At 72.1% G+C, this 21,663-nt stretch carries 20 protein-coding genes; 10 read left to right on the top strand and 10 right to left on the bottom strand.

Going from position 1 to position 21,663, the window contains the following annotated elements:
* Window positions 1-86 precede the first annotated feature (86 nt).
* Window positions 87-1,538: a catalase gene (locus OG898_RS05500; RefSeq protein ID WP_266955311.1), complete on the top strand. Its 1,452-nt coding sequence runs from the start codon at window positions 87-89 to the stop codon at window positions 1,536-1,538.
* A 70-nt stretch (window positions 1,539-1,608) separates the two neighbouring features.
* Here OG898_RS05500 and OG898_RS05495 read toward each other — a convergent pair whose 3' ends face one another.
* Both OG898_RS05495 and hisN read right to left on the bottom strand, forming a co-directional pair.
* On the bottom strand, window positions 1,609-2,016 hold the full coding sequence (locus OG898_RS05495; RefSeq protein WP_250750305.1) for a cyclic nucleotide-binding/CBS domain-containing protein: 408 nt from the start codon (window positions 2,014-2,016) through the stop codon (window positions 1,609-1,611).
* Window positions 2,017-2,224: 208 nt separating this feature from the next.
* Window positions 2,225-3,028: a histidinol-phosphatase gene (gene hisN / locus OG898_RS05490; RefSeq protein WP_250750309.1), complete on the bottom strand. Its 804-nt coding sequence runs from the start codon at window positions 3,026-3,028 to the stop codon at window positions 2,225-2,227.
* Window positions 3,029-3,161: 133 nt separating this feature from the next.
* Between hisN and OG898_RS05485 the strand changes: the two genes are divergently transcribed.
* Window positions 3,162-3,746, top strand: a complete 585-nt coding sequence (locus tag OG898_RS05485) for a TetR/AcrR family transcriptional regulator (protein ID WP_250750320.1) — start codon at window positions 3,162-3,164, stop codon at window positions 3,744-3,746.
* Here the strand turns inward: OG898_RS05485 and OG898_RS05480 are convergent.
* From OG898_RS05480 to OG898_RS05465, 4 genes are all read right to left on the bottom strand, one after another.
* On the bottom strand, window positions 3,712-4,035 hold the full coding sequence (locus tag OG898_RS05480) for a multidrug efflux SMR transporter (RefSeq protein WP_112447780.1): 324 nt from the start codon (window positions 4,033-4,035) through the stop codon (window positions 3,712-3,714). The genes OG898_RS05485 and OG898_RS05480 overlap by 35 nt on opposite strands.
* 153 nt (window positions 4,036-4,188) lie before the next feature.
* Complete coding sequence (gene rsgA / locus OG898_RS05475) at window positions 4,189-5,199, bottom strand: ribosome small subunit-dependent GTPase A (RefSeq protein WP_250750325.1); 1,011 nt, start codon at window positions 5,197-5,199, stop codon at window positions 4,189-4,191.
* An 8-nt stretch (window positions 5,200-5,207) separates the two neighbouring features.
* Window positions 5,208-6,569, bottom strand: coding sequence for a 3-phosphoshikimate 1-carboxyvinyltransferase (gene aroA, locus OG898_RS05470; protein WP_250750328.1), 1,362 nt, complete (start codon window positions 6,567-6,569; stop codon window positions 5,208-5,210).
* 87 nt (window positions 6,570-6,656) lie between these two features.
* Window positions 6,657-7,370 carry a M50 family metallopeptidase gene (locus OG898_RS05465; protein WP_250750330.1) on the bottom strand — a complete coding sequence of 238 codons (714 nt, stop codon included), beginning with the start codon at window positions 7,368-7,370 and terminating at the stop codon, window positions 6,657-6,659.
* Window positions 7,371-7,423: 53 nt separating this feature from the next.
* Between OG898_RS05465 and OG898_RS05460 the strand changes: the two genes are divergently transcribed.
* From OG898_RS05460 to def, 8 genes are all read left to right on the top strand, one after another.
* The gene (locus OG898_RS05460; protein ID WP_250750332.1) at window positions 7,424-8,239 is read left to right on the top strand and encodes an SOS response-associated peptidase; all 816 of its coding nucleotides are present in this window, start codon (window positions 7,424-7,426) and stop codon (window positions 8,237-8,239) included.
* Between the two features lie 101 nt (window positions 8,240-8,340).
* Window positions 8,341-9,012 carry an alpha/beta family hydrolase gene (locus tag OG898_RS05455; RefSeq protein ID WP_250750334.1) on the top strand — a complete coding sequence of 224 codons (672 nt, stop codon included), beginning with the start codon at window positions 8,341-8,343 and terminating at the stop codon, window positions 9,010-9,012.
* 290 nt (window positions 9,013-9,302) lie between these two features.
* Window positions 9,303-9,947, top strand: coding sequence for a sigma-70 family RNA polymerase sigma factor (locus OG898_RS05450; RefSeq protein WP_008741505.1), 645 nt, complete (start codon window positions 9,303-9,305; stop codon window positions 9,945-9,947).
* Window positions 9,944-10,285, top strand: coding sequence for a mycothiol system anti-sigma-R factor (gene rsrA / locus OG898_RS05445; RefSeq protein ID WP_250750335.1), 342 nt, complete (start codon window positions 9,944-9,946; stop codon window positions 10,283-10,285). The genes OG898_RS05450 and rsrA overlap by 4 nt, the downstream gene beginning before the upstream one ends.
* Before the next feature lie 229 nt (window positions 10,286-10,514).
* Window positions 10,515-12,164 (top strand): HD-GYP domain-containing protein, encoded by a 1,650-nt coding sequence (locus OG898_RS05440; protein ID WP_250750336.1) that lies wholly within the window; start codon window positions 10,515-10,517, stop codon window positions 12,162-12,164.
* A complete protein-coding gene (locus OG898_RS05435) occupies window positions 12,161-13,420 on the top strand; it encodes an HD-GYP domain-containing protein (RefSeq protein WP_250750337.1) in 1,260 nt (419 codons plus the stop codon). The genes OG898_RS05440 and OG898_RS05435 overlap by 4 nt, the downstream gene beginning before the upstream one ends.
* 117 nt (window positions 13,421-13,537) lie before the next feature.
* The gene (locus tag OG898_RS05430; RefSeq protein WP_250750338.1) at window positions 13,538-14,545 is read left to right on the top strand and encodes a hypothetical protein; all 1,008 of its coding nucleotides are present in this window, start codon (window positions 13,538-13,540) and stop codon (window positions 14,543-14,545) included.
* A gap of 65 nt (window positions 14,546-14,610) precedes the next feature.
* Complete coding sequence (def, locus tag OG898_RS05425) at window positions 14,611-15,246, top strand: peptide deformylase (RefSeq protein ID WP_250750340.1); 636 nt, start codon at window positions 14,611-14,613, stop codon at window positions 15,244-15,246.
* 308 nt (window positions 15,247-15,554) lie between these two features.
* Here the strand turns inward: def and OG898_RS05420 are convergent, their stop codons facing one another.
* From OG898_RS05420 to OG898_RS05405, 4 genes are all read right to left on the bottom strand, one after another.
* Window positions 15,555-16,535 carry a helix-turn-helix domain-containing protein gene (locus OG898_RS05420; RefSeq protein WP_250750342.1) on the bottom strand — a complete coding sequence of 327 codons (981 nt, stop codon included), beginning with the start codon at window positions 16,533-16,535 and terminating at the stop codon, window positions 15,555-15,557.
* Between the two features lie 206 nt (window positions 16,536-16,741).
* On the bottom strand, window positions 16,742-18,181 hold the full coding sequence (locus OG898_RS05415; protein WP_266955301.1) for a hypothetical protein: 1,440 nt from the start codon (window positions 18,179-18,181) through the stop codon (window positions 16,742-16,744).
* 32 nt (window positions 18,182-18,213) lie between these two features.
* Window positions 18,214-19,227 (bottom strand): ribonucleotide-diphosphate reductase subunit beta, encoded by a 1,014-nt coding sequence (locus OG898_RS05410; RefSeq protein WP_266955299.1) that lies wholly within the window; start codon window positions 19,225-19,227, stop codon window positions 18,214-18,216.
* Window positions 19,227-21,629, bottom strand: a complete 2,403-nt coding sequence (locus tag OG898_RS05405) for a ribonucleoside-diphosphate reductase subunit alpha (protein ID WP_250750348.1) — start codon at window positions 21,627-21,629, stop codon at window positions 19,227-19,229. The genes OG898_RS05410 and OG898_RS05405 overlap by 1 nt, the downstream gene beginning before the upstream one ends.
* Window positions 21,630-21,663 lie beyond the last annotated feature (34 nt).

Here is a 21,663-nt window from a genome sequence, read left to right as displayed (position 1 = left end):
TTACTTGACTTAGACAAAGTCCATCGTAGGATCGGTTACGTTAGGGCGCAGGACAGGTTTGCAGCAAATTTACGCAGGAGGCGCACGTGACGCAGGGACCGCTCACCACGGAGGCCGGAGCTCCGGTCGCTGACAACCAGAACAGCGAGACCGCCGGCATCGGCGGCCCCGTTCTGGTTCAGGACCAGCTGCTGCTGGAGAAGCTCGCCCACTTCAACCGCGAGCGCATCCCGGAGCGCGTGGTGCACGCCCGTGGCGCCGGTGCCTACGGCACGTTCACGCTGACCCGCGACGTCTCGCAGTGGACCCGGGCGAAGTTCCTGTCCGAGGTCGGCAAGGAGACCGAGACCTTCCTGCGCTTCTCCACCGTCGCCGGCAACCTCGGCTCCGCCGACGCCGTGCGCGACCCCCGCGGCTGGGCGCTGAAGTTCTACACCGAAGAGGGCAACTACGACCTCGTCGGCAACAACACCCCGGTGTTCTTCATCAAGGACGCCATCAAGTTCCCCGACTTCATCCACACCCAGAAGCGCGACCCGTACACGGGCTCGCAGGAGGCGGACAACGTCTGGGACTTCTGGGGTCTGTCGCCCGAGTCCACCCACCAGGTGACCTGGCTGTTCGGTGACCGCGGCATCCCGGCGACCTACCGCCACATGAACGGCTACGGCTCGCACACGTTCCAGTGGAACAACGAGGCCGGCGAGGTCTTCTGGGTCAAGTACCACTTCAAGACCGACCAGGGCATCAAGAACCTCACCCAGGCCGAGGCCAACCAGCTCGCCGGTGAGGACCCCGACTCGCACCAGCGCGACCTGCGCGAGTCCATCGAGCGCGGCGAGTTCCCGTCCTGGACCGTGCAGGTCCAGATCATGCCGGCGGCCGAGGCGGCCGAGTACCGCTTCAACCCGTTCGACCTCACCAAGGTGTGGCCGCACGAGGACTACCCGCCGATCGAGATCGGCAAGCTGGAGCTCAACCGCAACCCGGAGAACGTCTTCGCCGAGGTCGAGCAGTCGATCTTCTCCCCGGCGCACTTCGTCCCCGGCATCGGTCCGTCCCCCGACAAGATGCTCCAGGGCCGTCTCTTCGGCTACGGCGACGCCCACCGCTACCGCGTCGGCATCAACGCCGACCACCTGCCGGTGAACCGTCCGCACGCCACCGAGGCGCGCACCAACTCCCGTGACGGCTACCTGTACGACGGCCGCCACAAGGGTGCGAAGAACTACGAGCCGAACAGCTTCGGCGGCCCGCACCAGACGGACCGTCCGCTGTGGGTCTCCTCCGCCGTCACCGGCGGCACGGGCAACCACGCCGCGCCCTCGCACTCCGAGGACAACGACTTCGTCCAGGCGGGCAACCTCTACCGCCTGTACTCGGAGGACGAGAAGACCCGTCTGGTCGAGAACCTCTCCGGCTTCATCGCCAAGGTCTCCCGCGACGACATCGTCGAGCGTGCGATCAACAACTTCCGTCAGGCGGACGGTGACTTCGGCAAGCGTCTGGAGGCCGCGGTCCAGGCCCTCCGCGCCTGATTGACGCCTTGCCGTAGCAGGCCGACGGGCCGGTGCTCCCCGTGAGGGGGCGCCGGCCCGTCGGCCGTTCCTACGCGGGAACGGAGGCGGGCACGGTGGTGCGCCGCGCCGGGGCCCAGCAGCGGATCACATCGCGTACGGACACGATGCCCACCGGGCCGCCGTGCTCCAGGACGATCAGATGACGGAAGCCGCCGTGGGCCATCGCCTCGGCGGCTTCCTGCACGGTGGCGTCCGGGGTGCAGAAGACCACGTTGTTGGTGGTGTGCGCGCCCACGGACTCGCGGTCGGGATCGTGGCCCGCGCCGATCGAGTTGAGGATGTCGCGCTCGGTCAGGATGCCGATGCCGCTGTGTTCGGGGTCGAGGACGACGGCGGCGCCCACGCGCCGGCCGGACATCAGGCAGGCCGCCTGCCGCAGGGTGTGAGTGGGTCCGAGGGTGAGGATCACGGTGCTCATGGCGTCGCGGACGAGCATGAAGAGAGCCACCTCCTGGTGAGTCCCTCCGCTTGGGTGAGGTGCGCGCGAACGGCCTCACTTAGAGAAGCCCTTCACAAGCGCACAAGCGGAGGAGTCTCAGATTCCCACGCACGCGGAGTGTCAGCAAGGAGGCGCGTAAGGGGCACATTCGGCACGTACGGGCGGCAGGCCACCGCCGCGGCGGCGCGCGCCCGTCCCGCGAGCGTCAGCCGCGCGGGCGCAGCAGGTCCAGCATCTCCGCGTGCAGCAGCCCGTTCGAGGCCGCCGCATTGCCGCCGTGTACGCCGTCCACCCCGTCCAGGCCGGTGAAACGGCCGCCGGCCTCCTCCACCACGACCGCCAGGGCCGCCATGTCCCACAGGTTCAGTTCCGGCTCGGCGCACAGGTCGAGCGAGCCCTCGGCCACCATCATGTACGGCCAGAAATCGCCGTAGCCCCGCGTACGCCAGCACGCGCGGGTCAGGTCCAGGAAGCCGGGCAGTCGCCCCTGCTCCTCCCAGCCGCTCAGCGAGGAGTAGGCGAAGGAGGCGTCGCCCAGGGTCGCGACCTTGGAGACGCCGAGCGCGGTGGTCCCGCCGAGCGCGCCCCCCGCGTAGGCCCCCTGGCCGCGCGCCGCCCACCAGCGGCGGCCCAGTGCCGGCGCCGACACCACGCCGACGACGGGACGGAAGGCGCCGTCGGCCTGCTCCTCCATGAGCGAGATCAGCGTCGCCCACACCGGAACGCCGCGCACGTAGTTCTTCGTACCGTCGATCGGGTCCACGACCCAGCGGCGCGGGCCGTCGCCCTTGAGCCCGTACTCCTCGCCCAGGATGGCGTCGTCGGGCCGCGCGGCGGAGATCCCGGCCCGGATGATCTCCTCGGTGGCGGTGTCGGCCTCGCTCACCGGGGTCATGTCGGGCTTGGTCTCGACCTTGAGGTCGAGGGCGCGGAACCGCTCCATCGTGGCGGCGTCCGCCGCGTCGGCGAGTTCGAGGGCAAGGCGCAGGTCATCGTCATACTCGGGCATGCCAGAACCCTACCGAGACGGCCGGTCCGGCGGGGCGGGCGTCCACGGTGCGGCACGGGCACCCTTGACAGGACCTGTCGGTCCGTCAACTCTGGCGGAGACGTCGACCGGAGGCGTCGAAGGGGAGGCGACGGTGCCCACGGCCCGGGAGTCCTTGCTGGAAGCGGCGGGAGCGGCGCTCGCGGCGCGCCCGTGGCCGGCCGTGCGGATGATCGACGTGGCGGCCGCCGCCGGGGTCTCGCGGCAGACCCTCTACAACGAGTTCGCGGGCAAGACGGGCCTGGGCCACGCGCTGGTCCGGCGCGACGCGGCCTGGTACCTCGACGGGGTGGACCGGGCCCTGTCCTCCCCGGGCCCGAGCGGGGACAGGACGTCGGCCGAGCGGCTGGCGGCGGTCGTGGAGTGGACCGTCCGCGCGGGCCGTGAGCGCGCCCTCGTACGGGCCCTGCTGACGGGGTGCTGGAACGGCAACTTACCCGTCCCGGCCGGACGCGGGGTCCGGCCGGGACTGCCCGCGCTGGGGCCCGCCGAGCTGATCCGCGAGGTCCGCGAGCGGGCCCACGCCGCGTTCGGGGCGCAGGAGGGGGCGCAGCGGTGCGAGCTCGCCGTGCGGCTCGCGCTGTCCTACCTGGTCGCCCCGGCCGAGCCGCCGGGAGCGGGCCGGGCCGGACTGCTCGGGCTGCTCAGTGGGACGAGCCCGAGAGCTGGAGCCCGATGACGCCGAGGATCACCAGCGAGATCGAGACGAGCTTGAGGGTGGAGACCAGGTCCCCGAGGAAGACCATTCCGTAGATCGCGGTACCGGCCGCCCCGATGCCGGTCCACACCGCGTAGGCCGGTCCGACGTCCAGCTTCTTCAGGGCCAGCGTCAGCAGACCGAAGCTGCCGAGCGCGAAGCACGCGAAGGCGATGGTCGGCCACAGCCGGGTGAAGCCGTGCGACAGCTTGAGGCAGACCGCGAACCCCGTTTCCAGGATCCCGGCGACCACGACCAGCAGCCACGCCATGGCGTATGCCTCCCCGCGTCATGTGGCGCGCTCACGGGCCCGGCCCGAGCGTCACTTGGTGCGATTATGCATTTACCAGACATCGGGGACGGCAAACCCCGCCGGTCCTTCACCCTTCGATCAGGTGCCCGCCCCGTCGGGGGCCCCGCCCGGTCAGTCGCCCTCGCGGCGCTCCCGCGTCTGCAGCAGCCGTCGCAGCGAGTACAGCCGCGCCGGATCCGCGTGGCCGTCCTCCACCCACTTGTCGAGCGCGCAGTCCGGCTCGTCGTGGCTGCACGCGCGCGGGCACCCCTCCGTGCCCGGCACCAGCTCCGGGAAGGCCAGGATGACCCGGGACGGGTCCACGTGGTGCAGGCCGAAGGACCGTACGCCCGGGGTGTCGATGACCCAGCCGTCCCCGCCCGGCAGCGGCAGCGCCAGCGCCGAGGTGGTGGTGTGGCGGCCCCGGCCGGTCACCGCGTTGACCACGCCGGTCGCGCGCTGGCGGCCCTCGGCGACCAGCGAGTTCACCAGCGTGGTCTTGCCGACGCCCGAGTGGCCGACGAAGGCGGTGATCCGGCCGTTCAGGCGCTCGCGCACCCGCTCGGCCGCGTCGCCCGTCGCCAGCTCCTCGCGGTTGGTGACCACGTAGTTCAGGCCGAAGGTCGAGTAGATCTCCAGGATCTTGTCCGCGGAGGTCAGGTCGGACTTCGTGAGGACCAGCAGCGGTTCCAGCCCGGCGTCGTACGCGGCCACCAGGCAGCGGTCGATCATCCGGGGGCGCGGCTCCGGATCGGCCAGCGCCGTCACGATGGCCAGCTGGTCGGCGTTGGCGACGACGACGCGCTCGTACGGGTCGTCGTCGTCGGCCGTGCGCCGCAGGACGGACTTGCGGGCCTCGATCCGCACGATGCGGGCCAGGGTGTCCTTCTTGCCGGACAGGTCACCGACGATCCAGACCCGGTCCCCGACCACCGCCGCCTTGCGGCCCAGCTCGCGGGCCTTCATCGCGTGCACGGGCCGGTCCTCGACCAGGCAGGTGAGCCGGCCGCGGTCCACGGTGAGGACGAAGCCCTCGGCCGCGTCCTCGTGCTTGGGGCGGATGGTCGTACGCGGCCGGTTGCCCTTGGGGTTGGGCCGCTGGCGGATGTCGTCCTCGTCGGTGTGCTTCCCGTACCTGCGCATGACCGGCCCTACGCTCCCACGCCTGCCGGAGCCGCTTCGGCCCGGGCGAGCATGTCCGCCCACATCTTCGGGAAGTCCGGCAGGGTCTTCGCGGTCGTCGCCACGTTCTCGATGAGCACGCCCTCCACCGCCAGGCCGATCACCGCGCCGGCCGTGGCCATCCGGTGGTCGTCGTACGTGTGGAACGTGCCGCCGTGCAGGGCGCGCGGCCGGATCCGCAGACCGTCCGCGGTCTCCGTGACATCGCCGCCCAGCCCGTTGATCTCCTTGGTGAGCGCCGCCAGCCGGTCCGTCTCGTGCAGCCGCAGGTGCGCGACCCCGCGCAGCACGGACTCCGAGTCGGCTAGCGCCGCGACCGCCGCGATGCCCGGGGTGAGCTCCCCGACCTCGCTGAGGTCCACGTCGATGCCGTGGATCTTGCCGGTGCCGGTGAAGACCAGGCCGGCGTCCGTCAGCTCGCAGGAGCCGCCCATCTCCGTGAAGATCCGGCGCAGCGCGTCACCGGGCTGCGTGGTGCGGCGCGGCCAGTCCGGGATGGTGACCGTGCCGCCGGTGATCAGGGCCGCCGCCATGAAGGGCTGCGCGTTGGAGAGGTCCGGCTCCACGACCAGATCGCGGCCGAGCAGGGCGCCGGGGGCGACCCGCCAGACGTTCTTCTCGCCGCCGGACTCGGGGGTGTCGACCTGAGCGCCCGCCGCGCGCAGCATCTCCACCGTCATCCGGATGTGCGGCATGGACGGCAGGTTGGTGCCCACGTGCCGGACCTCGACGCCCTGGTTGAAGCGCGGGGCGGAGAGCAGCAGCGCGGAGACGAACTGCGAGGAGTTGCTCGCGTCGATCTCCACGGTCCCGCCCTCCAGGGCCCCGCCGCCCTGGACGGTCAGCGGCAGCGCCCCGCGGCCGTCGTCGTCGATGCGGGCGCCGAGCGTGCGCAGCGCCGTGATGACCTGGCCCAGGGGGCGCTCGTAGGAGCGCGGGTCCCCGTCGAAGCGGATGTCGCCGGAGGCGAGGGTGGCGACGGGCGGCAGGAAGCGCATGACCGTGCCCGCGTTGCCGACGTCGACCGTGGCCGGTCCGTGCAGCGCGGTCGGGATGATCCGCCAGGCCTCACCGGCCTGGCCCTCGCCGGCGGAGCTGGAGGAGACCGTTTCCTCGATGCCGACGCCCAGGGCGCGCAGCGCGTCGGACATCAGCTGCGAGTCGCGCGAACGCAGCGGGCGGCGCACCCAGCCCGGCTCGGAGGCGAGCGCGGCGAGCACGAGCGCGCGGTTGGTGACCGACTTCGACCCGGGCACGGTGACGGTGGCCTGGACGGCGGTGTCGGCGAGCGGGGCGGGCCAGAGGGCGGGGAGCGCGGGGGTCTCGGTCATGGCCACCACTTTAGTGGCTTCCCACGGCCACAGATCTTGATCACCGGGGGAGTCTCGGCGGGCGGACGCGCGCCGGGCCGGAACGGATCAGAGGACCAGCAGCCAGCGGCCGCCGCCGATGAGCGAGCAGAGCGCCACCACGTGGAAGAGCAGCAGCCACACCACCGGGTGCACGTGGGTGAGCCGTCCGAGCTGGTCCGCGTCGGAGTCGGGGGCTCCGCCGCCACGGCGCTTCGCCCCCAGCTCGAAGACGGGCCGGACGCCGCCGAGGAGCAGGAACCACACCACGGCGTAGGCGAAGACCGCCTGCACGTCCGCGGGGGCCAGCCAGGAGACCAGGACGAAGGTGGCGCCCGTGACCAGCACCGTCAGCAGCCCGTACGCGTTGCGGATCATCACCAGGACCGCCAGCAGCAGGGCGGTCGCCACCCACAGCAGCAGGGTGATCCGGTGCGCCGACAGCAGGGCCGCCCCGCCGAGGCCGAGCAGGGAGGGCGCCGTGTACCCGGCGGCGGCGGTGAGGACCATGCCGAGGCCGGTGGGCTTGCCGCGGCTGACGGTGACCCCGCTGGTGTCCGAGTGCAGCCGGATCCCGTCCAGGCTGCGGCCCGTCAGCAGCGCCAGCAGTCCGTGACCGCCCTCGTGCGCGATGGTGATCGCGTTGCGCGACAGCCGCCACACCGGCCGGGGCCCCACCGCGACGAGCGCCGCCAGCCCCGTCGCGATCACCAGCCACTGGTCGGGCGCCGCCTGTATGCCGGTGAGCCGGTCCCACAGGCCGGCCGTGGTGCTGGTGTTCATGAGGTGGCGGACTCCTTGTGGTGGCGATCGGGTGACATGGCAGTGTGGCAGCCATGTGCGGAAGGTATGCAGCGAGTCGAGGGCCGGAGGAGCTGGCCGAGGTCTTCGGGGTGGAGCGGTGGGAGCCGGAGGAGACCCTGGCGCCCGACTGGAACGTGGCTCCGACGAAAGAGGTCCACGTCGTCCTCGACCGTCCTTTGAAAGACGCTCCGAGCCGGCGTCCGGTTCGCCAGCTGAGGGTCCTGAAATGGGGGCTCGTCCCGTCCTGGGCCCAGAATCCCGACGGCGCCGCCCGGATGATCAACGCCCGGTCCGAGACCATCGCGGAGAAGCCGTCCTTCCGCCGCCCCTTCGCGCAGCGCCGCTGCATCATCCCGGCCGACGGCTACTACGAGTGGGTCACCGCCCACGACGAGCGGCAGCTCGAGGTCGAGGGCAAGAAGAAGCGGACGCGCAAGCAGCCCTACTTCGTCCTCCCCTCCGACGGCTCCGTCTTCGCCATGGCCGGGATATACGAGTTCTGGCGCGACCGGACCGTGCCCGACGAGCACCCGCTCGCCTGGTGGGCGACCTGCTCGGTGATCACCGCCGAGGCCGAGACCGGCCCGCTCGGCGTCGCCCCCGCCGAGGGTCCGCGCTCGCTCGCCGACATCCACCCCCGGATGCCGCTGATGCTCACCCCGGACCGGTGGGACGCGTGGCTGGACCCGGCGCGGACCGACCCCGACGAGCTCCAGGCCCTGCTGGCCCCTCCGCCCGGCGGGCTGATGCGCGCCTATCCGGTGTCCACGGCCGCGAGCAACGTCCGCAACAACGGGCCCGAACTGCTGGAGGAACTGGAAGGGCCGGAGGAGGGCACGCTCTTCTGACGGGCCCGGCTTCCGGGCGGGCCCGGCGTTCAGGACTGACCCGGCGCTCCGCACGGCCCCGGCGTCACTCCTCCGGTCGCCGCCGACGGCATGATCGGGGCATGAGCAGCACGCGCACCGAGCGCACCGAGAGCATCGACACCCCGGCGGGCGAGGCCCGCATCACCTGGCACCCGGCCCCGGCGGGCAAGGCCCGCCTGGTGCTCGCCCTGGGCCACGGAGCCGGAGGCGGGATCGAGGCCCGGGACCTCCAGGCCCTGGCCGCGGCCCTGCCCGCCCTGGGTGTCACCGTGGCGCTCGCCGAACAGCCCTGGCGGGTCGCCGGGAAGAAGGTCGCCGCAGCGCCCAAGGTGCTGGACGCGGGCTGGAACGCCCTGTGGCCCGCCTTCGCGGAGCCCGGGCTGCCCGTCGTCGCGGGCGGCCGCAGCGCCGGGGCCCGGGTGGCCTGCCGGACCGCCGCGGAGCTGGGCGCGGCCGGGGTGCTCGCGCTGGCCTTCCCGCTGCACCCGCCGGGCCGGCCGGAGAAGTCCCGGGCAGAGGAGCTGCTGGGCGCCGGGCGGCCGGCGCTGGTGGTCCAGGGGGGACGCGACGCCTTCGGGCGGCCGGAGGAGTTCCCGGAGCGGGGAGCGCGCGGAGCCTCGTACGAGCTGGTGGAAGTGGAGGGCGGGGACCACGGCTTCGCCGTGCCGAAGAAGACCGGTCCCACGCAGGAGGAGGCCCTGGCAGTGATCACCGGGGCGGTGGCCGCGTGGCTCGGGCGGCTCCCGGTGTGACGTACGACCGGGTCCCCGGGTGACTTTGGTCCGGAAACCGCGCCCTGACGGGGAATGCGTCACCCAGGCCGTCTGTTGTCCCGGATGTCGGTACGCACAGGAACACGTCGGAGGAGAGGCAACGCATGACCCAGGTCATCAGCCAGAACCGTCCGCAGGCCGCTGACCTGGACTGGACAGTGCTGCCCGCGCCCAAGCGCGGCTCGGTTCGGGCGGCGGCCGACCGGGATGGTCGACTATTCTCCGATTCGAGCGGGTCCGCTTTCGGAGTCGCCACGCAGTCGGAGGAGGTGGGTCCTGTCGCCGGGACCGACGAAGGCCACGCGGAGGAGACGACCCCGGAGCGCAATGCGCGCTTCGAGAGGGACGCCCTCGGCTACCTCGACCAGATGTACTCGGCCGCCCTGCGCATGACGCGCAATCCGGCCGACGCCGAGGACCTGGTCCAGGAGACGTATGCGAAGGCGTACGCGTCCTTCCACCAGTTCCGCGAGGGCACCAACCTGAAGGCGTGGCTGTACCGCATTCTGACCAACACCTTCATCAACTCGTACCGCAAGAAGCAGCGCGAACCCCAGCGCAGTGCGGCGGAGGAGATCGAGGACTGGCAGCTTGCGCGCGCCGAGTCGCACATGTCGACGGGCTTGCGTTCCGCCGAGTCGCAGGCTCTCGATCACTTGCCCGATTCCGACGTGAAGGAAGCGCTCCAGGCCATTCCGGAAGAGTTCCGCATCGCGGTCTATCTTGCCGACGTAGAGGGCTTTGCGTACAAGGAGATCGCAGACATCATGGGTACACCCATCGGTACGGTCATGTCGCGACTGCACCGTGGCCGCCGTCAACTCCGTGGAATGCTTGAGGACTACGCCCGTGAGCGCGGGCTCGTCCCGGCCGGCGCGGGAGAGTCGAACGACCTGAAAGGCTCGGGCTCATGAGCTGCGGAGATGCGCACGAGACGGAGTGCTCCGAGGTCCTGGACCACCTTTATGAGTTCCTGGACCAGGAGATGCCCGACAGCGACTGCACGAAGTTCGAGGCGCACTTCGGCGAGTGCAATCCCTGTCTGGAGAAGTACGGCCTGGAACAGGCCGTGAAGAAGCTGGTCAAGCGCTGCTGCGGATCGGACGACGTGCCGACCGATCTGCGCTCGAAGGTGATGGGACGGATCGAGCTGATCCGTTCGGGGCAGGCCGTGCCCGATCATGACATTACGGCCGCACCGCCCGAGCCGGCCGTCGCCGTCGAGCCGATGCCGGGATCAGCGGCGGGCTGAAAAAGTTGAAAACCGGCCATGTTCGCCGGTGAAGTAGTACCCGATTGAACAATCCCGAACAGCCGCCCCCGGAAGGGCACTTCCTTCACTCGAAGGTGGTAATCCGGGGGCGTCCGCATGGTGCAATGCAAAAATGTGGCCCACCTCGCTCCCGGGCCCACTTATTCTCCCCATTCGGTACTGGTTTGATTCGTACCTGACTTGCACGGCTCAGGGGGAGGAGAGCGCCATGCGGGTACTTCCGCCGTTGGCGCGCGCCTGCGTCCTGTGCGCCGTCCTGGCCGCCCTCGCGTGCGTCGCCCCGGCCGTCACCGGTTCCGCCACCCCGTGGCCCTCCATCGGCCTGCTCTCCGTGCTCTACCTCGGCTGCGAACTCGTCAAGGTGTGCCCGCTCATGGGCCGCCGGGTGCCCGAGGGCCTCGGCTCCTTCTTCCCGGTGGTGCTGGCCGCCGTGTTCCTCCTGCCGCCGGCCGCCGCCGCCCTCGTCGCACTGCCCGGCGGATTCGCCGGGACCGTGACGGCGCGGCCCGCATGGGTGCGGCGCATCTGGCACGGGGCGCAGCAGTCCATAGCCGCCTGGACCGCCGGGCAGGTCTACGGGCTCCTGGGCGGGCCGGGGGCGCTGGGCACGGGCTCCTTCGGCGGGACCGGGCCATCGGGCCCGGAGGGGGTCGTGGGATCGACGGGCCCGTCGGGCCCGGCCGCCTGGGTCGCCGACTTCCCGTACGTGATGCTCCCCGCCGCCGCCGCGGCCGTCGCCTTCTGCCTGGTGCTGACCGCCCTCGACGGCTGCATCCTGGCCGCCGCCGAACGCCGCGCCGCCACCACCGCCTGGCGGGGCCTCGCGACCCGGTCCCTCGCCCCGCACTGCGTGCACGGCCTCGCCGGACTGATGATGGCCGTCATGTGGCGCAGCCCGTACGGACTCCCGGCCGCACTGCTCGTCATGCTGCCGATGTACATCTCCTGCTGGGTCTTCGCCCAGTACCACCGCGAGCGCGCCGCCCACCAGGCCACCATCAGGGCCCTGGTCCAGGCCGTCGACATCAAGGACCGCTACACGCGAGGCCACAGCGAGCGGGTCGGGCAGGCCTCGGCGATGATCGCCCGCGAGCTGGGCATGGGCGAGGAACGCCTCGAAGTCGTCCGCATCGCCGGCATCCTCCACGACGTGGGCAAGCTCGGCGTCCCGACCCGGCTGCTGCGCAAGGACGGACCGCTGACCCCCGAAGAGCGCAAGATCATCGAACTTCACCCCGAATACGGACACGAGATGGTGCGCGGCATCGGCTTCCTGGGCGAGGCCCGCGCGGCGATCCTGCACCACCACGAGCGGGTGGACGGCTCCGGCTACCCGTACGGGCTGACCGGGGAACAGATCCCGGTGCTCGCCCGGGTCGTGGCGGTCGCCGACGCCTTCGACGCGATGACCTCGACCCGGTCGTACAGCAGGGCCCGGCCGGTCGGGGTCGCCCTCGCCGAGCTGGAACGCTGCGCGGGGGCCCAGTTCGACCCGGACATGGTGCGGGCGCTGGTCGACGCCATCGACCGGCAGGGCTGGCATCCGAAGGTGACCTCGGACGACGACCTCCAGGTGATCCCGGCCGGCGACGGCCAGGCTCCCGCCGCCGGGGCGCAGGGGGCCGTGCGCGAAGCCGTGCCCGCCGGCGCCGCGCTGACCGGACTGCCCGCCCAGGCCGCCCCGGGCGGCGCCGCGTCCCAGGCCCGCGCGGCCGGGAGCGGCCCGCTCCAGGGCGCCGCGGCCGGGGACCCCTGCCACTGCGTGCCCGGGCCCGCCGCGGAGCCCGGAGCGGCCGCCACGGAGGCGCCGGGACCCCCCGGCTCCCCGTCCGCCCCCGCCGCGGGAGCCAAGGCGTGAGGGGCTGGGCCGTCGGCATCGTCCGCGGGGCCGCCGGGGTGCTCACCGTGGCCGCGCTCGGGCACACCGTCTGGACCGGCCTGACCGAGCCGGGCAACGCTCTCGCCTTCGGCGCCCTGATCACCATCGGCGAGCTCGCCCGCCGGGACAGCGGCGACGCCGCCCGTCAGCAGCCCGCGCCGCTCGGATCCGCCGGGGCGCTCGCGTACGCCCTGCTCGGGCAGAACGCCGGGGCCCCCACCCACCACGGGGTCCTGCAGATCGTCGCCGTGGTGGTCACGGCCGCGCTCCTCGGGATCGTCCCGCACATCGCCCGGGGCCGCGGACCCGCCCTCGACCACCTGGCCCGCCGCGTCCTCACCGTCACCTTCGCCGCCGTCTGCTTCCAGCCGCTCTACAACTCCGGGCAGCTGGAGCGCTGGGTCGGCCAGGGCCCGTACCTCGCGCTCTTCCTGGTCCTCCTCCTCGGGCTCACGGCCCTGTGCGACGCCGTCCTCGGCGCCGCCCTCGCCGGGGCGCGGACCGGCTGGCCGTTCGCCCCGCTGCTCCGCGACGAGCTCCGCGCCCAGCTGGGCATCGGCTCCGCGATCTGCGCCACGGGCGTGGTCATGGCCCTCGGGGTCGCCGTCGCCGGCCTGTGGGCGGTCCCCGTCTTCAGCGTCCCGCTGCTGCTGACCCAGATGTCCTTCCACCGGATCACCGCCATCCGCACCACCTACCGCCAGACCATCACCTCCCTCGCCCGCGCCACCGAGATCGCCGGCTACACCCGGCCCGGCCACTCCCGCCGGGTCGCCGCGCTCAGCGTCGCCGTGGGCCGGGAGCTGGGCCTCTCGGAGCGGGAGATCACGGTGCTGGAGTACGCCGCCCTCATGCACGACATCGGGCAGCTCTCCCTCGTCGACCCGGTCCCGGACGGGGCCACCGCCGAGCTGCCCGAGGCCGAGGCACGCCGGATCGCCGGGCTCGGCGGCGAGGTGGCCCGCCAGACGGGGGTCCCGCACGAGGTCGCGGTGGTCGTGGAACTGCAGGCGGACCCGTACCGCGACCAGCCCGTCGCCGCCCGGATCGTGCGCGCGGTCAACGCGTACGACGATCTCGCCGGCGGTGCCCGTCACCCGGGCGGCTCATTGGAGGCCCTGGAGCGGCTGCGCCTGGGGACCGGGCACGACTACCAGCCGGAAGTCGTGGAGTGTCTCGCCAGGGTGCTCGCCCGGGGCGGACGTGCCAGAGTCGTACCCGTCCCGCCTGGGTAACCCATGGGTAATGAGCGGCCGTCCGAGTGGGCATGGTTGGATGCCAGTGAGAGTGTTCCCAGCAGGAGTGTTCGCAGCAGGAGTGTCCCGAGCAAGAGTGTCCGGCAGGCGGGAATCGTGAGGATCTTCGGGAAGGTACGGCATCGGCCCTCCGCCTCGTGGCGGCAGGCCACCGACCGCGCGTTCACGCTGATCGGCGACGGTCGGTACGAGGACGCGGGCGCGCTGCTGACCAGAGCGGCGGACCTGGAACCCTGGCTGTCCGAGTCCTGGTTCAACCTGGCGCTGCTCCACAAGTTCCGCCACGACTGGGAGCAGGCGCGGGCCGCCGGGCTGCGCGCCGTGGCCCTGCTCGACCGGGAGACCGGCGCCCCGGACTGGTGGAACGTCGGAATCGCCGCGACCGCCCTGCAGGACTGGCCGCTGGCCCGCCGCGCCTGGCAGGCGTACGGGCTGAAGGTGCCCGGAGACCCGCACGCCGCGAGCGGGAGCGGCCACGCCCACGGCGAACCGGTCGGCATGGAGCTCGGGAGCGCGGCCGTGCGGCTGTCGCCCGAGGGCGAGGCCGAGGTGGTCTGGGGCCGCAGGCTGGACCCGGCCCGCATGGAGGTCCTGTCGATCCCGCTGCCCTCCTCGGGGCGGCGCTGGGGCGAGGTCGTCCTGCACGACGGGGTCCCGCACGGCGAGCGCATCACCGCGGCCGGGCCCTCGTACCCCGTCTTCGACGAGATCGAGCTGTGGGCGCCCTCCCCGGTGCCGACCTGGGTGGTGCTCCTGGAGGCGGCCACCGAGGCCGACCGCAACGCCCTGGAGCAGCTGGCCTCCGACGCCGGCTTCGCCGCCGAGGACTGGTCCTCCTCGGTGCGGCTGCTGTGCCGGACCTGCTCGGAGAGCGCCATGCCGAGCGGCGAGGGCGACGGCGAGCACCTGGACCCGCACGACCACAGCGAACCGGGCCACCCCGGCCCGCTGGGCCACCGTACGGCGGGGTCCGGATCCCTGTGGGTGCCCGAGCGGGAGTGCGGGATCGCGGCGCCGGCGGGCCTGGTGCGCGGGCTGCTCGACGGCTGGGTCGCGGACAGTCCGGACAGCCGGGAGTGGCGGGATCTCGAAGAGGTCTGCTGAGCCGGGGCCGTAGTCTGTACCGGCACATCGGTGACTGGTGGACTTACGGAAGGCGTACGGCGGACATGGCGCAGCAGGAGAACGACGTTGTCGAGAGCGTGAACGACGGGTACGTCGTCGACACCGAGGACTGTGAGGCGCGCGAGCTCGCCCACCGCGAGCGCGGCACCGCCCGCCCGATCACGGTGGTCGGCAACCCGGTCCTGCACCGGGAGTGCAAGGACGTCACCGAGTTCGGCGACGAGCTGGCGCAGCTCATCGACGACATGTTCGCCAGCCAGAAGGCCGCCGAGGGCGTGGGCCTCGCCGCGAACCAGATCGGCGTCGACGCCAAGGTCTTCGTCTACGACTGCCCGGACGACGACGGCAACCGTCACACGGGCGTGGTGATCAACCCGAAGCTCGTCGAGCTGCCGGCCGGCGCCCGTGTCCTGGACGACTCGAACGAGGGCTGCCTGTCGGTCCCGACCGCCTACGCCTCGCTGGCCCGCCCGGACTACGCCGAGGTGACCGGCCAGGACGCGCAGGGCAACCCGATCAAGGTGCGGGGCACCGGCTACTTCGCGCGCTGCCTCCAGCACGAGACCGACCACCTGTACGGCTACCTGTACATCGACCGGCTCTCGAAGCGGGACCGCAAGGATGCGCTGCGGCAGATGGAAGAGGGCACCCCGCGCTACGAGACGGTTCCGAACGCGTAGCCGCACGCTCCCGTACGACATACGCGACACGCGACACGCGACACGCGACACGCGACACGCGACACGCGACACGCGATGCGCGAAAGGCGCCCCGCTCCGGTCAGGAGCGGGGCGCCTTTCGCTCGGGACGGCGCGGCGCGGCCTAGTCCCAGCCGAGGTCGCTCGGGTCGGCCGTGGCCGGGTGCCGGCCGACGGTCCGGATGGCGCGAGTCATGGGAACCCCCCTGTCGTATGTGAACCACCAAACCGTAGGGCGAAAACGATCAAGACGGGGGAAGTTCTCGATCAGCTGAGTCCACGGCCGGACGTCAGGCCGCGGACGGGCCCCGGAACGCACGGCGGAAGGCGTTCGGAGTGGTGCTCAGCGTCCTCAGGAAGTGGTGGCGCAGGGCGGCCGCGGTACCGAAGCCACAGCGGCCCGCGATCGCGTCCACCGTCTCGTCGGTGGCCTCCAGCAGCTCCTGCGCCAGCAGGACCCGCTGGCGCAGCACCCACTGGTACGGGGTGGTCCCGGTCTCCTGGAGGAAGCGCCGGGCGAAGGTCCGCGGGGACATGTGCGCCCGCTCCGCGAGCTGCTCGACCGTGATCTCCTCCTCCAGGTGGCGGCCCATCCAGCCGATCACCTCGCCCACCGTGTCGCAGGAGGTGCGGGGCAGCGGACGCTGGATGTACTGCGCCTGCCCGCCGTCCCGGTGCGGCGGTACGACCATCCGCCGGGCGATGGTGTTGGCCACCTCGGCGCCCTGCTCCTGCCGGACCAGGTGCAGGCAGGCATCGATCCCGGAGGCGGTGCCGGCCGAGGTGATCACCTGGCCCTCGTCCACGTAGAGCACGTCCGGGTCGACCTTGGCCCGCGGGAAGCGGCGGGCCAGGGTCTCGGCGTGCATCCAGTGCGTGGTGCAGCGCCGGTCGTCCAGCAGCCCGGCCGCGCCCAGCATGAAGGCCCCGCTGCACACGCTCAGCACCCGTGCACCCCGGTCCACGGCCCGCCGCAGGGCCTCCAGCAGCGGCTCCGGATACTCGCGGGTCGGTGCCTGGCGGTCGGCGGGCAGGCAGATCAGGTCAGCCTCCTCCAGCCGCTCGGGTCCGTAGGGGAGCGTGAGGCTGTAATGGCCGTCTCCGACGGTGATCGGGTTCTCCTCCATCGCGCAGACGGCGAAGTCGTAGGTGGGCAGCCCCATCGCGCTCCGGTCGATCCCGAAGACCTCGCAGAAGATGCCCATCTCGAAGGGGGTGACGCCGTTCACGACGGCCACGGCCACGTTCTTGAGGGGGGAAGGCTTCAGCATGACCCCAGTGTGGCAGTAATTCGCTCTTTCATGACAGTCCTGCCACTGTCCGGTTTCTGTCGTACTGGCGAGAGTGGGGTCATGAACACGTTCCTCGACTACCTCGTCGTCCTCGCCGTCGCCGCCCCGCTCCTGGGACCCGCGCTCTACGGGGCTGCGCGCGAGCGCCGCCTCGACCGCCAGATCCGCGCGGCCCAGGGGCGTGGTCAGCCGAGGCCCGGGTCCCGCTCCGCGGTCACGGTCCATCCGGTCGCCCTGGCACGGACCCGGCGGCGGCCCGTGACCAGCAGCACGAAGGCCGCCGCGAGGGAGAGCGCCGACAGCGAGCACAGCACCCAGGACAGCGCGTGGGTGGACGGGGTCAGCAAGGGCGGCAGCAGCAGGGCGAAGGCGGTGCACAGGGCGGCGAGCCAGGGCACGTGCGAGCCCGCCGCCACCGGGGTGCGCGGCGGGACGGGCCGTACCCCGCGGCGGGGGTCCGGCTCCACCGTGCTGTCCGCGAGCACCTCCTCGAAGGTCTCCCGGTCGAGCGAGAGCCAGAGCGCCTCGCCGTCGTCGGTGACGAACACGACGGGCTGAGCGGCCCCGAGCAGCCGCCAGCGGGCGGCGCCGCACAGCCAGCCGGGCCGCCCGGCGAACGCGGCGGCGAGCGCGGGCAGGGAGTGATCCACATCGGCGACGCCGGTACGGGCCTTGATCTCGGTGCCGTCCACGAGCGTGAGGCCCAGCCAGGACTTGGACCTCGTGCTCAGGGACCCCGCGCGCCGGCCGAGGACGGTGGTGTCCGTGCGCAGGGCGGCGGTGACCTCGGCGCGGACGGCGGGCAGGGGGCCGCCGGCGCGGGCGTCCTCGCGGAGCACGCGCAGGGGGCCGGTCTGGACGAACACCCGCGCCAGGCCCAGGCCCAGGACGGGCAGCAGCGCGAAGACCGGGATCATGATCAGGAAGCCGCCGCCGTGCGGGGTGCGCGGACCCCACAGGGAGGATCCGCCGGTGCCGAGCCGTTCGGTGTCGGACTCCTCGTCGATGTACCCGCCGAGCCCCGGCCTGCCGGGGACGTGGAGCACCCGGACGTGGTCGCCCTTCTTCGAGGCGAAGGGGCCGAGCCGGGCTCCGTCGATGCGCAGCCGCTCGGGGCCGTGGATCCCCGGCACTTCGAGGGTGACGTCACCGGAGTACCGCGGGTAGGTGGAACCACTGCGGCGGCCCTTCCACACGCCCACCTTCCGCAGGGCGTGCACGTTCGTGATGCGGACCTCGTCGACCACGGCACCCGCGTCCTGCAGCGCCGATATCCGGCGGGCGTCGGCGGCGTCGGGCTGCAGGGCGAGATCGGCGAGGAAGATCGGGGCGAAGAAGAGGAACCAGACGAGGACGAACGGCCGGAGCAGTCCTATCCGCCTCCACCGCAGCCGTCCCGGCGGCGCCGGAACCGGTCCTGCGGCGGCCGCCGGCGCGGTCCGCTTCTGCCGGAGCCTGCCCGTGAGCCAGGCGGCGGTGCACAGGAGCGCCGCCGCCCCCGGTATGACGACGTCCCAACGGGGCACGAGCATCCCCGGTCTGACCACGAAGGCGTAGATCGCCACCTGCGCCAGAAGCAGTGCGGCCCCGCCCGAGAACCTGGTGAGCCAGGTGGATCTTCCCATGGGCGGGGACGCTAGCAACGCATGACGGAGGCCTAGAAGTCCTCGTCCAGGTCGACCGTGCCCTCGACCGCGACCTGGTAGGCCGACGGGCGGCGCTCGAAGAAGTTCGTCAGCTCCTGGACGCCCTGCAGCTCCATGAAGGTGAACGGGTTCTGCGAGCCGTAGATGGGCGCGAAGCCGAGGCGGACCAGGCGCTGGTCCGCGACGCACTCCAGGTACTCGCGCATCGACTCGGTGTTCATGCCCGGCAGGCCGTCACCGCACAGGTCGCGGCCGAACTGCAGCTCCGCCTCCACGGCCTCCTTCAGCATGTCGACGACCTGCTGCTGGAGGGCGTCGTCGAAGAGCTCCGGCTCCTCCTTGCGGACCGTGTCCACCACCTCGAACGCGAAGTTCATGTGGCAGGTCTCGTCCCGGAACACCCAGTTGGTGCCCGTCGCCAGACCGTGCAGCAGGCCGCGCGAGCGGAACCAGTAGACGTACGCGAAGGCGCCGTAGAAGAACAGGCCCTCGATGCACGCGGCGAAGCAGATCAGGTTCAGCAGGAAGCGGCGGCGGTCGGCGGCCGTCTCCAGGCGGTCGATCTTCTCGACCGAGTCCATCCAGCGGAAGCAGAACTGCGCCTTCTCGCGGATCGAGGGGATCTCCTCGACGGCGTCGAAGGCGGCCGCGCGGTCGTCCGGGTCGGGCAGGTAGGTGTCGAGCAGCGTCAGGTAGAACTGGACGTGCACGGCCTCCTCGAAGAGCTGGCGCGACAGGTACAGGCGCGCCTCCGGGGAGTTGATGTGCTTGTACAGGGTCAGCACGAGGTTGTTCGAGACGATCGAGTCGCCCGTCGCGAAGAAGGCGACCAGCCGGCCGATCATGTGCTGCTCGGAGGGGGTCAGCTTCGCGAGGTCCGCGACGTCCGAGTGGAGGTCGACCTCCTCGACGGTCCAGGTGTTCTTGATCGCGTCCCGGTACCGCTCGTAGAAGTCCGGGTAGCGCATGGGGCGCAGGGTGAGCTCGAAGCCCGGGTCCAGAAGGTTCTTGGTGACGTCGGACATTACTGGCAGGCCTCGCAGGACTCGGGGTTCTCAAGGGAGCAGGCCAGCGCGTCGGCGTCGACGGCCTGCGGGAGCGGGGTGGCTGCGGCCGGGACGGCGGAGCCGGACGCGGCGCGGGCGATCTTCGTCGCCGGGCGCGAGCGCAGGTAGTACGTGGTCTTCAGGCCCTGCTTCCAGGCGTACGCGTACATCGAGCTGAGCTTGCCGATGGTGGGCGTCTCCAGGAACAGGTTCAGCGACTGGGACTGGTCCAGGAACGGCGTACGGGCCGCCGCCATGTCGATCAGGCCGCGCTGCGGGATCTCCCACGCCGTGCGGTACAGCTCGCGCACCTCCGCCGGGATCCAGCCGAAGCCCTGGACCGAGCCGGAGGACTCGCGCAGCGCCTCGCGGGTCTGGGCGTCCCAGACGCCGAGCCGCTTGAGCTCCTGCACCAGGTAGCCGTTGACCTGGAGGAACTCCCCGCTCAGGGTCTCGCGCTTGAAGAGGTTGGAGACCTGCGGCTCGATGCACTCGTACACGCCCGCGATGGAGGCGATGGTCGCCGTCGGGGCGATGGCCAGGAGGAGCGAGTTGCGCATCCCGGACTTCGCGACGCGGGCGCGCAGCGCGTCCCAGCGCTCCGGCCAGTTCAGCTGGACGTCGTAGTGGTCGGGGTGCAGGACGCCGCGGGCGGTGCGGGTCTGCTCCCACGCGGGGAGCGGGCCGTTGCGCTCGGCCAGGTCGCAGGAGGCCTCGTACGCCGCGAGCATGATGCGCTCGGACAGCTTCGTGGACAGGGCCTTCGCCTCGGCGGAGTCGAAGGGCAGCTTCAGCTGGAAGAAGACGTCCTGGAGGCCCATCGCGCCCAGGCCCACCGGGCGCCAGCGGGCGTTGGAGCGGCCGGCCTGCTCGGTCGGGTAGAAGTTGATGTCCACGACGCGGTCGAGGAAGGTGACCGCGGTGCGGACGGTCTCGTCCAGACGCTCCCAGTCGATGTCCCCCCGGCCGTCGCCGGCTCCTGCCAGCACGAAGGCGCCGAGGTTGACCGAGCCGAGGTTGCAGACGGCCGTCTCGCCGTCGTTGGTGACCTCGATGATCTCGGTGCAGAGGTTCGAGGAGTGGACGACGGTGCCGGGCTCGGCGGTCTGGTTCGCCGTGCGGTTGGAGGCGTCCTTGAAGGTCATCCAGCCCTGGCCGGTCTGCGCGAGGGTGCGCATCATCCGGCCGTACAGGTCGCGGGCGGGCATGGTCTTGCGGGCCAGGCCCGACTCCTCGGCCTTGCGGTAGGCGGCGTCGAACGCGTCGCCCCACAGGTCGACCAGCTCGGGGACGTCGGCGGGGGAGAACAGCGACCAGGCGGCGTCGGCGTTCACGCGGCGCATGAACTCGTCCGGCACCCAGTGGGCCAGGTTCAGGTTGTGGGTGCGGCGCTGGTCCTCGCCGGTGTTGTCGCGGAGCTCCAGGAACTCCTCGATGTCCGCGTGCCAGGTCTCCAGGTAGACCGCGGCGGCGCCCTTGCGGCGGCCGCCCTGGTTCACGGCGGCGACGGAGGCGTCCAGCGTCTTCAGGAACGGCACGATGCCGTTGGAGTGGCCGTTCGTACCGCGGATCAGCGAACCGCGGGCGCGGATGCGGGAGTACGAGAGGCCGATGCCGCCGGCGTGCTTGGAGAGGCGCGCGACCTGGTGGTAGCGGTCGTAGATCGAGTCCAGCTCGTCCAGCGGGGAGTCCAGCAGGTAGCAGGAGGACATCTGCGGGTGGCGGGTGCCGGAGTTGAAGAGCGTGGGGGAGGACGGCAGGTAGTCCAGGCGGCTCATCAGCCGGTAGAGGGAGGCGACTTCCTCGACGGCCTGGACGGACTCGTTCTCCGCGAGGCCGCAGGCCACGCGCAGCATGAAGTACTGGGGGGTCTCGATGACCTGGCGGGTGATCGGGTGCCGCAGCAGGTAGCGGCTGTGCAGGGTGCGCAGGCCGAAGAAGCCGAAGCGGTCGTCGGCGCCCTCGGCGAGCGCGTGCTCGACCAGCGCGTCGAGCCGGTTCGCGTGCAGGCGTACGAAGTCTGCGGTGCGGTCGGCGATGAGCCCCTCGCGGTGGCCGACCTCGACGGAGCCGGAGAAGGAGGTGGAACCCTGGCCGGCGGCCTCGTCGCGGACGGCCAGCGTCAGCAGGCGGGCGGCGAGCCGGGAGTACGCCGGGTCCTCGGAGATCAGCCCGGCGGCCGCCTCGGTGGCGAGCGTACGGAGCTCCGCCTCGTCGGCGGCGGCGCTGCGGCCGCGCAGCGCGGCGGCGGCGACCCGGCCGGGGTCGGTGTCGGGCAGGTCGGCGGTCAGCTCGGTGAGCGTGCGCAGGAGCGCGGCCCCCGGACCCTCGTAGGTGGACGGGTCGGACTCGGCGCGCGGTGCGGAAGGCGCGATGGTCACGGGGGGAGCTCTCCCTCGCTCGGCTCCGGGGTCA

It is taken from the genome of Streptomyces sp. NBC_00193 (assembly GCF_026342735.1).
GTDB classification, from domain to species: Bacteria; Actinomycetota; Actinomycetes; order Streptomycetales; family Streptomycetaceae; genus Streptomyces; species Streptomyces stoeckheimensis.
Note: the sequence above shows the minus strand (reverse complement) of the source record. Positions and strands in the feature narration are given on the sequence as shown.

Excerpts from the sequence above, each read along its gene's own strand:
- OG898_RS05495 (WP_250750305.1), bottom strand. The coding sequence starts at position 2,016 with ATGCTCGTCCGCGACGCCATGAGCACCGTGATCCTCACCCTCGGACCC.
- hisN (WP_250750309.1), bottom strand. The coding sequence starts at position 3,028 with ATGCCCGAGTATGACGATGACCTGCGCCTTGCCCTCGAACTCGCCGAC.
- OG898_RS05480 (WP_112447780.1), bottom strand. The coding sequence starts at position 4,035 with ATGGCGTGGCTGCTGGTCGTGGTCGCCGGGATCCTGGAAACGGGGTTC.
- rsgA (WP_250750325.1), bottom strand. The coding sequence starts at position 5,199 with ATGCGCAGGTACGGGAAGCACACCGACGAGGACGACATCCGCCAGCGG.
- aroA (WP_250750328.1), bottom strand. The coding sequence starts at position 6,569 with ATGACCGAGACCCCCGCGCTCCCCGCCCTCTGGCCCGCCCCGCTCGCC.
- OG898_RS05465 (WP_250750330.1), bottom strand. The coding sequence starts at position 7,370 with ATGAACACCAGCACCACGGCCGGCCTGTGGGACCGGCTCACCGGCATA.
- OG898_RS05460 (WP_250750332.1), top strand. The coding sequence starts at position 7,424 with ATGTGCGGAAGGTATGCAGCGAGTCGAGGGCCGGAGGAGCTGGCCGAG.
- OG898_RS05455 (WP_250750334.1), top strand. The coding sequence starts at position 8,341 with ATGAGCAGCACGCGCACCGAGCGCACCGAGAGCATCGACACCCCGGCG.
- rsrA (WP_250750335.1), top strand. The coding sequence starts at position 9,944 with ATGAGCTGCGGAGATGCGCACGAGACGGAGTGCTCCGAGGTCCTGGAC.
- OG898_RS05440 (WP_250750336.1), top strand. The coding sequence starts at position 10,515 with ATGCGGGTACTTCCGCCGTTGGCGCGCGCCTGCGTCCTGTGCGCCGTC.
- def (WP_250750340.1), top strand. The coding sequence starts at position 14,611 with ATGGCGCAGCAGGAGAACGACGTTGTCGAGAGCGTGAACGACGGGTAC.
- OG898_RS05420 (WP_250750342.1), bottom strand. The coding sequence starts at position 16,535 with ATGCTGAAGCCTTCCCCCCTCAAGAACGTGGCCGTGGCCGTCGTGAAC.
- OG898_RS05415 (WP_266955301.1), bottom strand. The coding sequence starts at position 18,181 with ATGGGAAGATCCACCTGGCTCACCAGGTTCTCGGGCGGGGCCGCACTG.
- OG898_RS05410 (WP_266955299.1), bottom strand. The coding sequence starts at position 19,227 with ATGTCCGACGTCACCAAGAACCTTCTGGACCCGGGCTTCGAGCTCACC.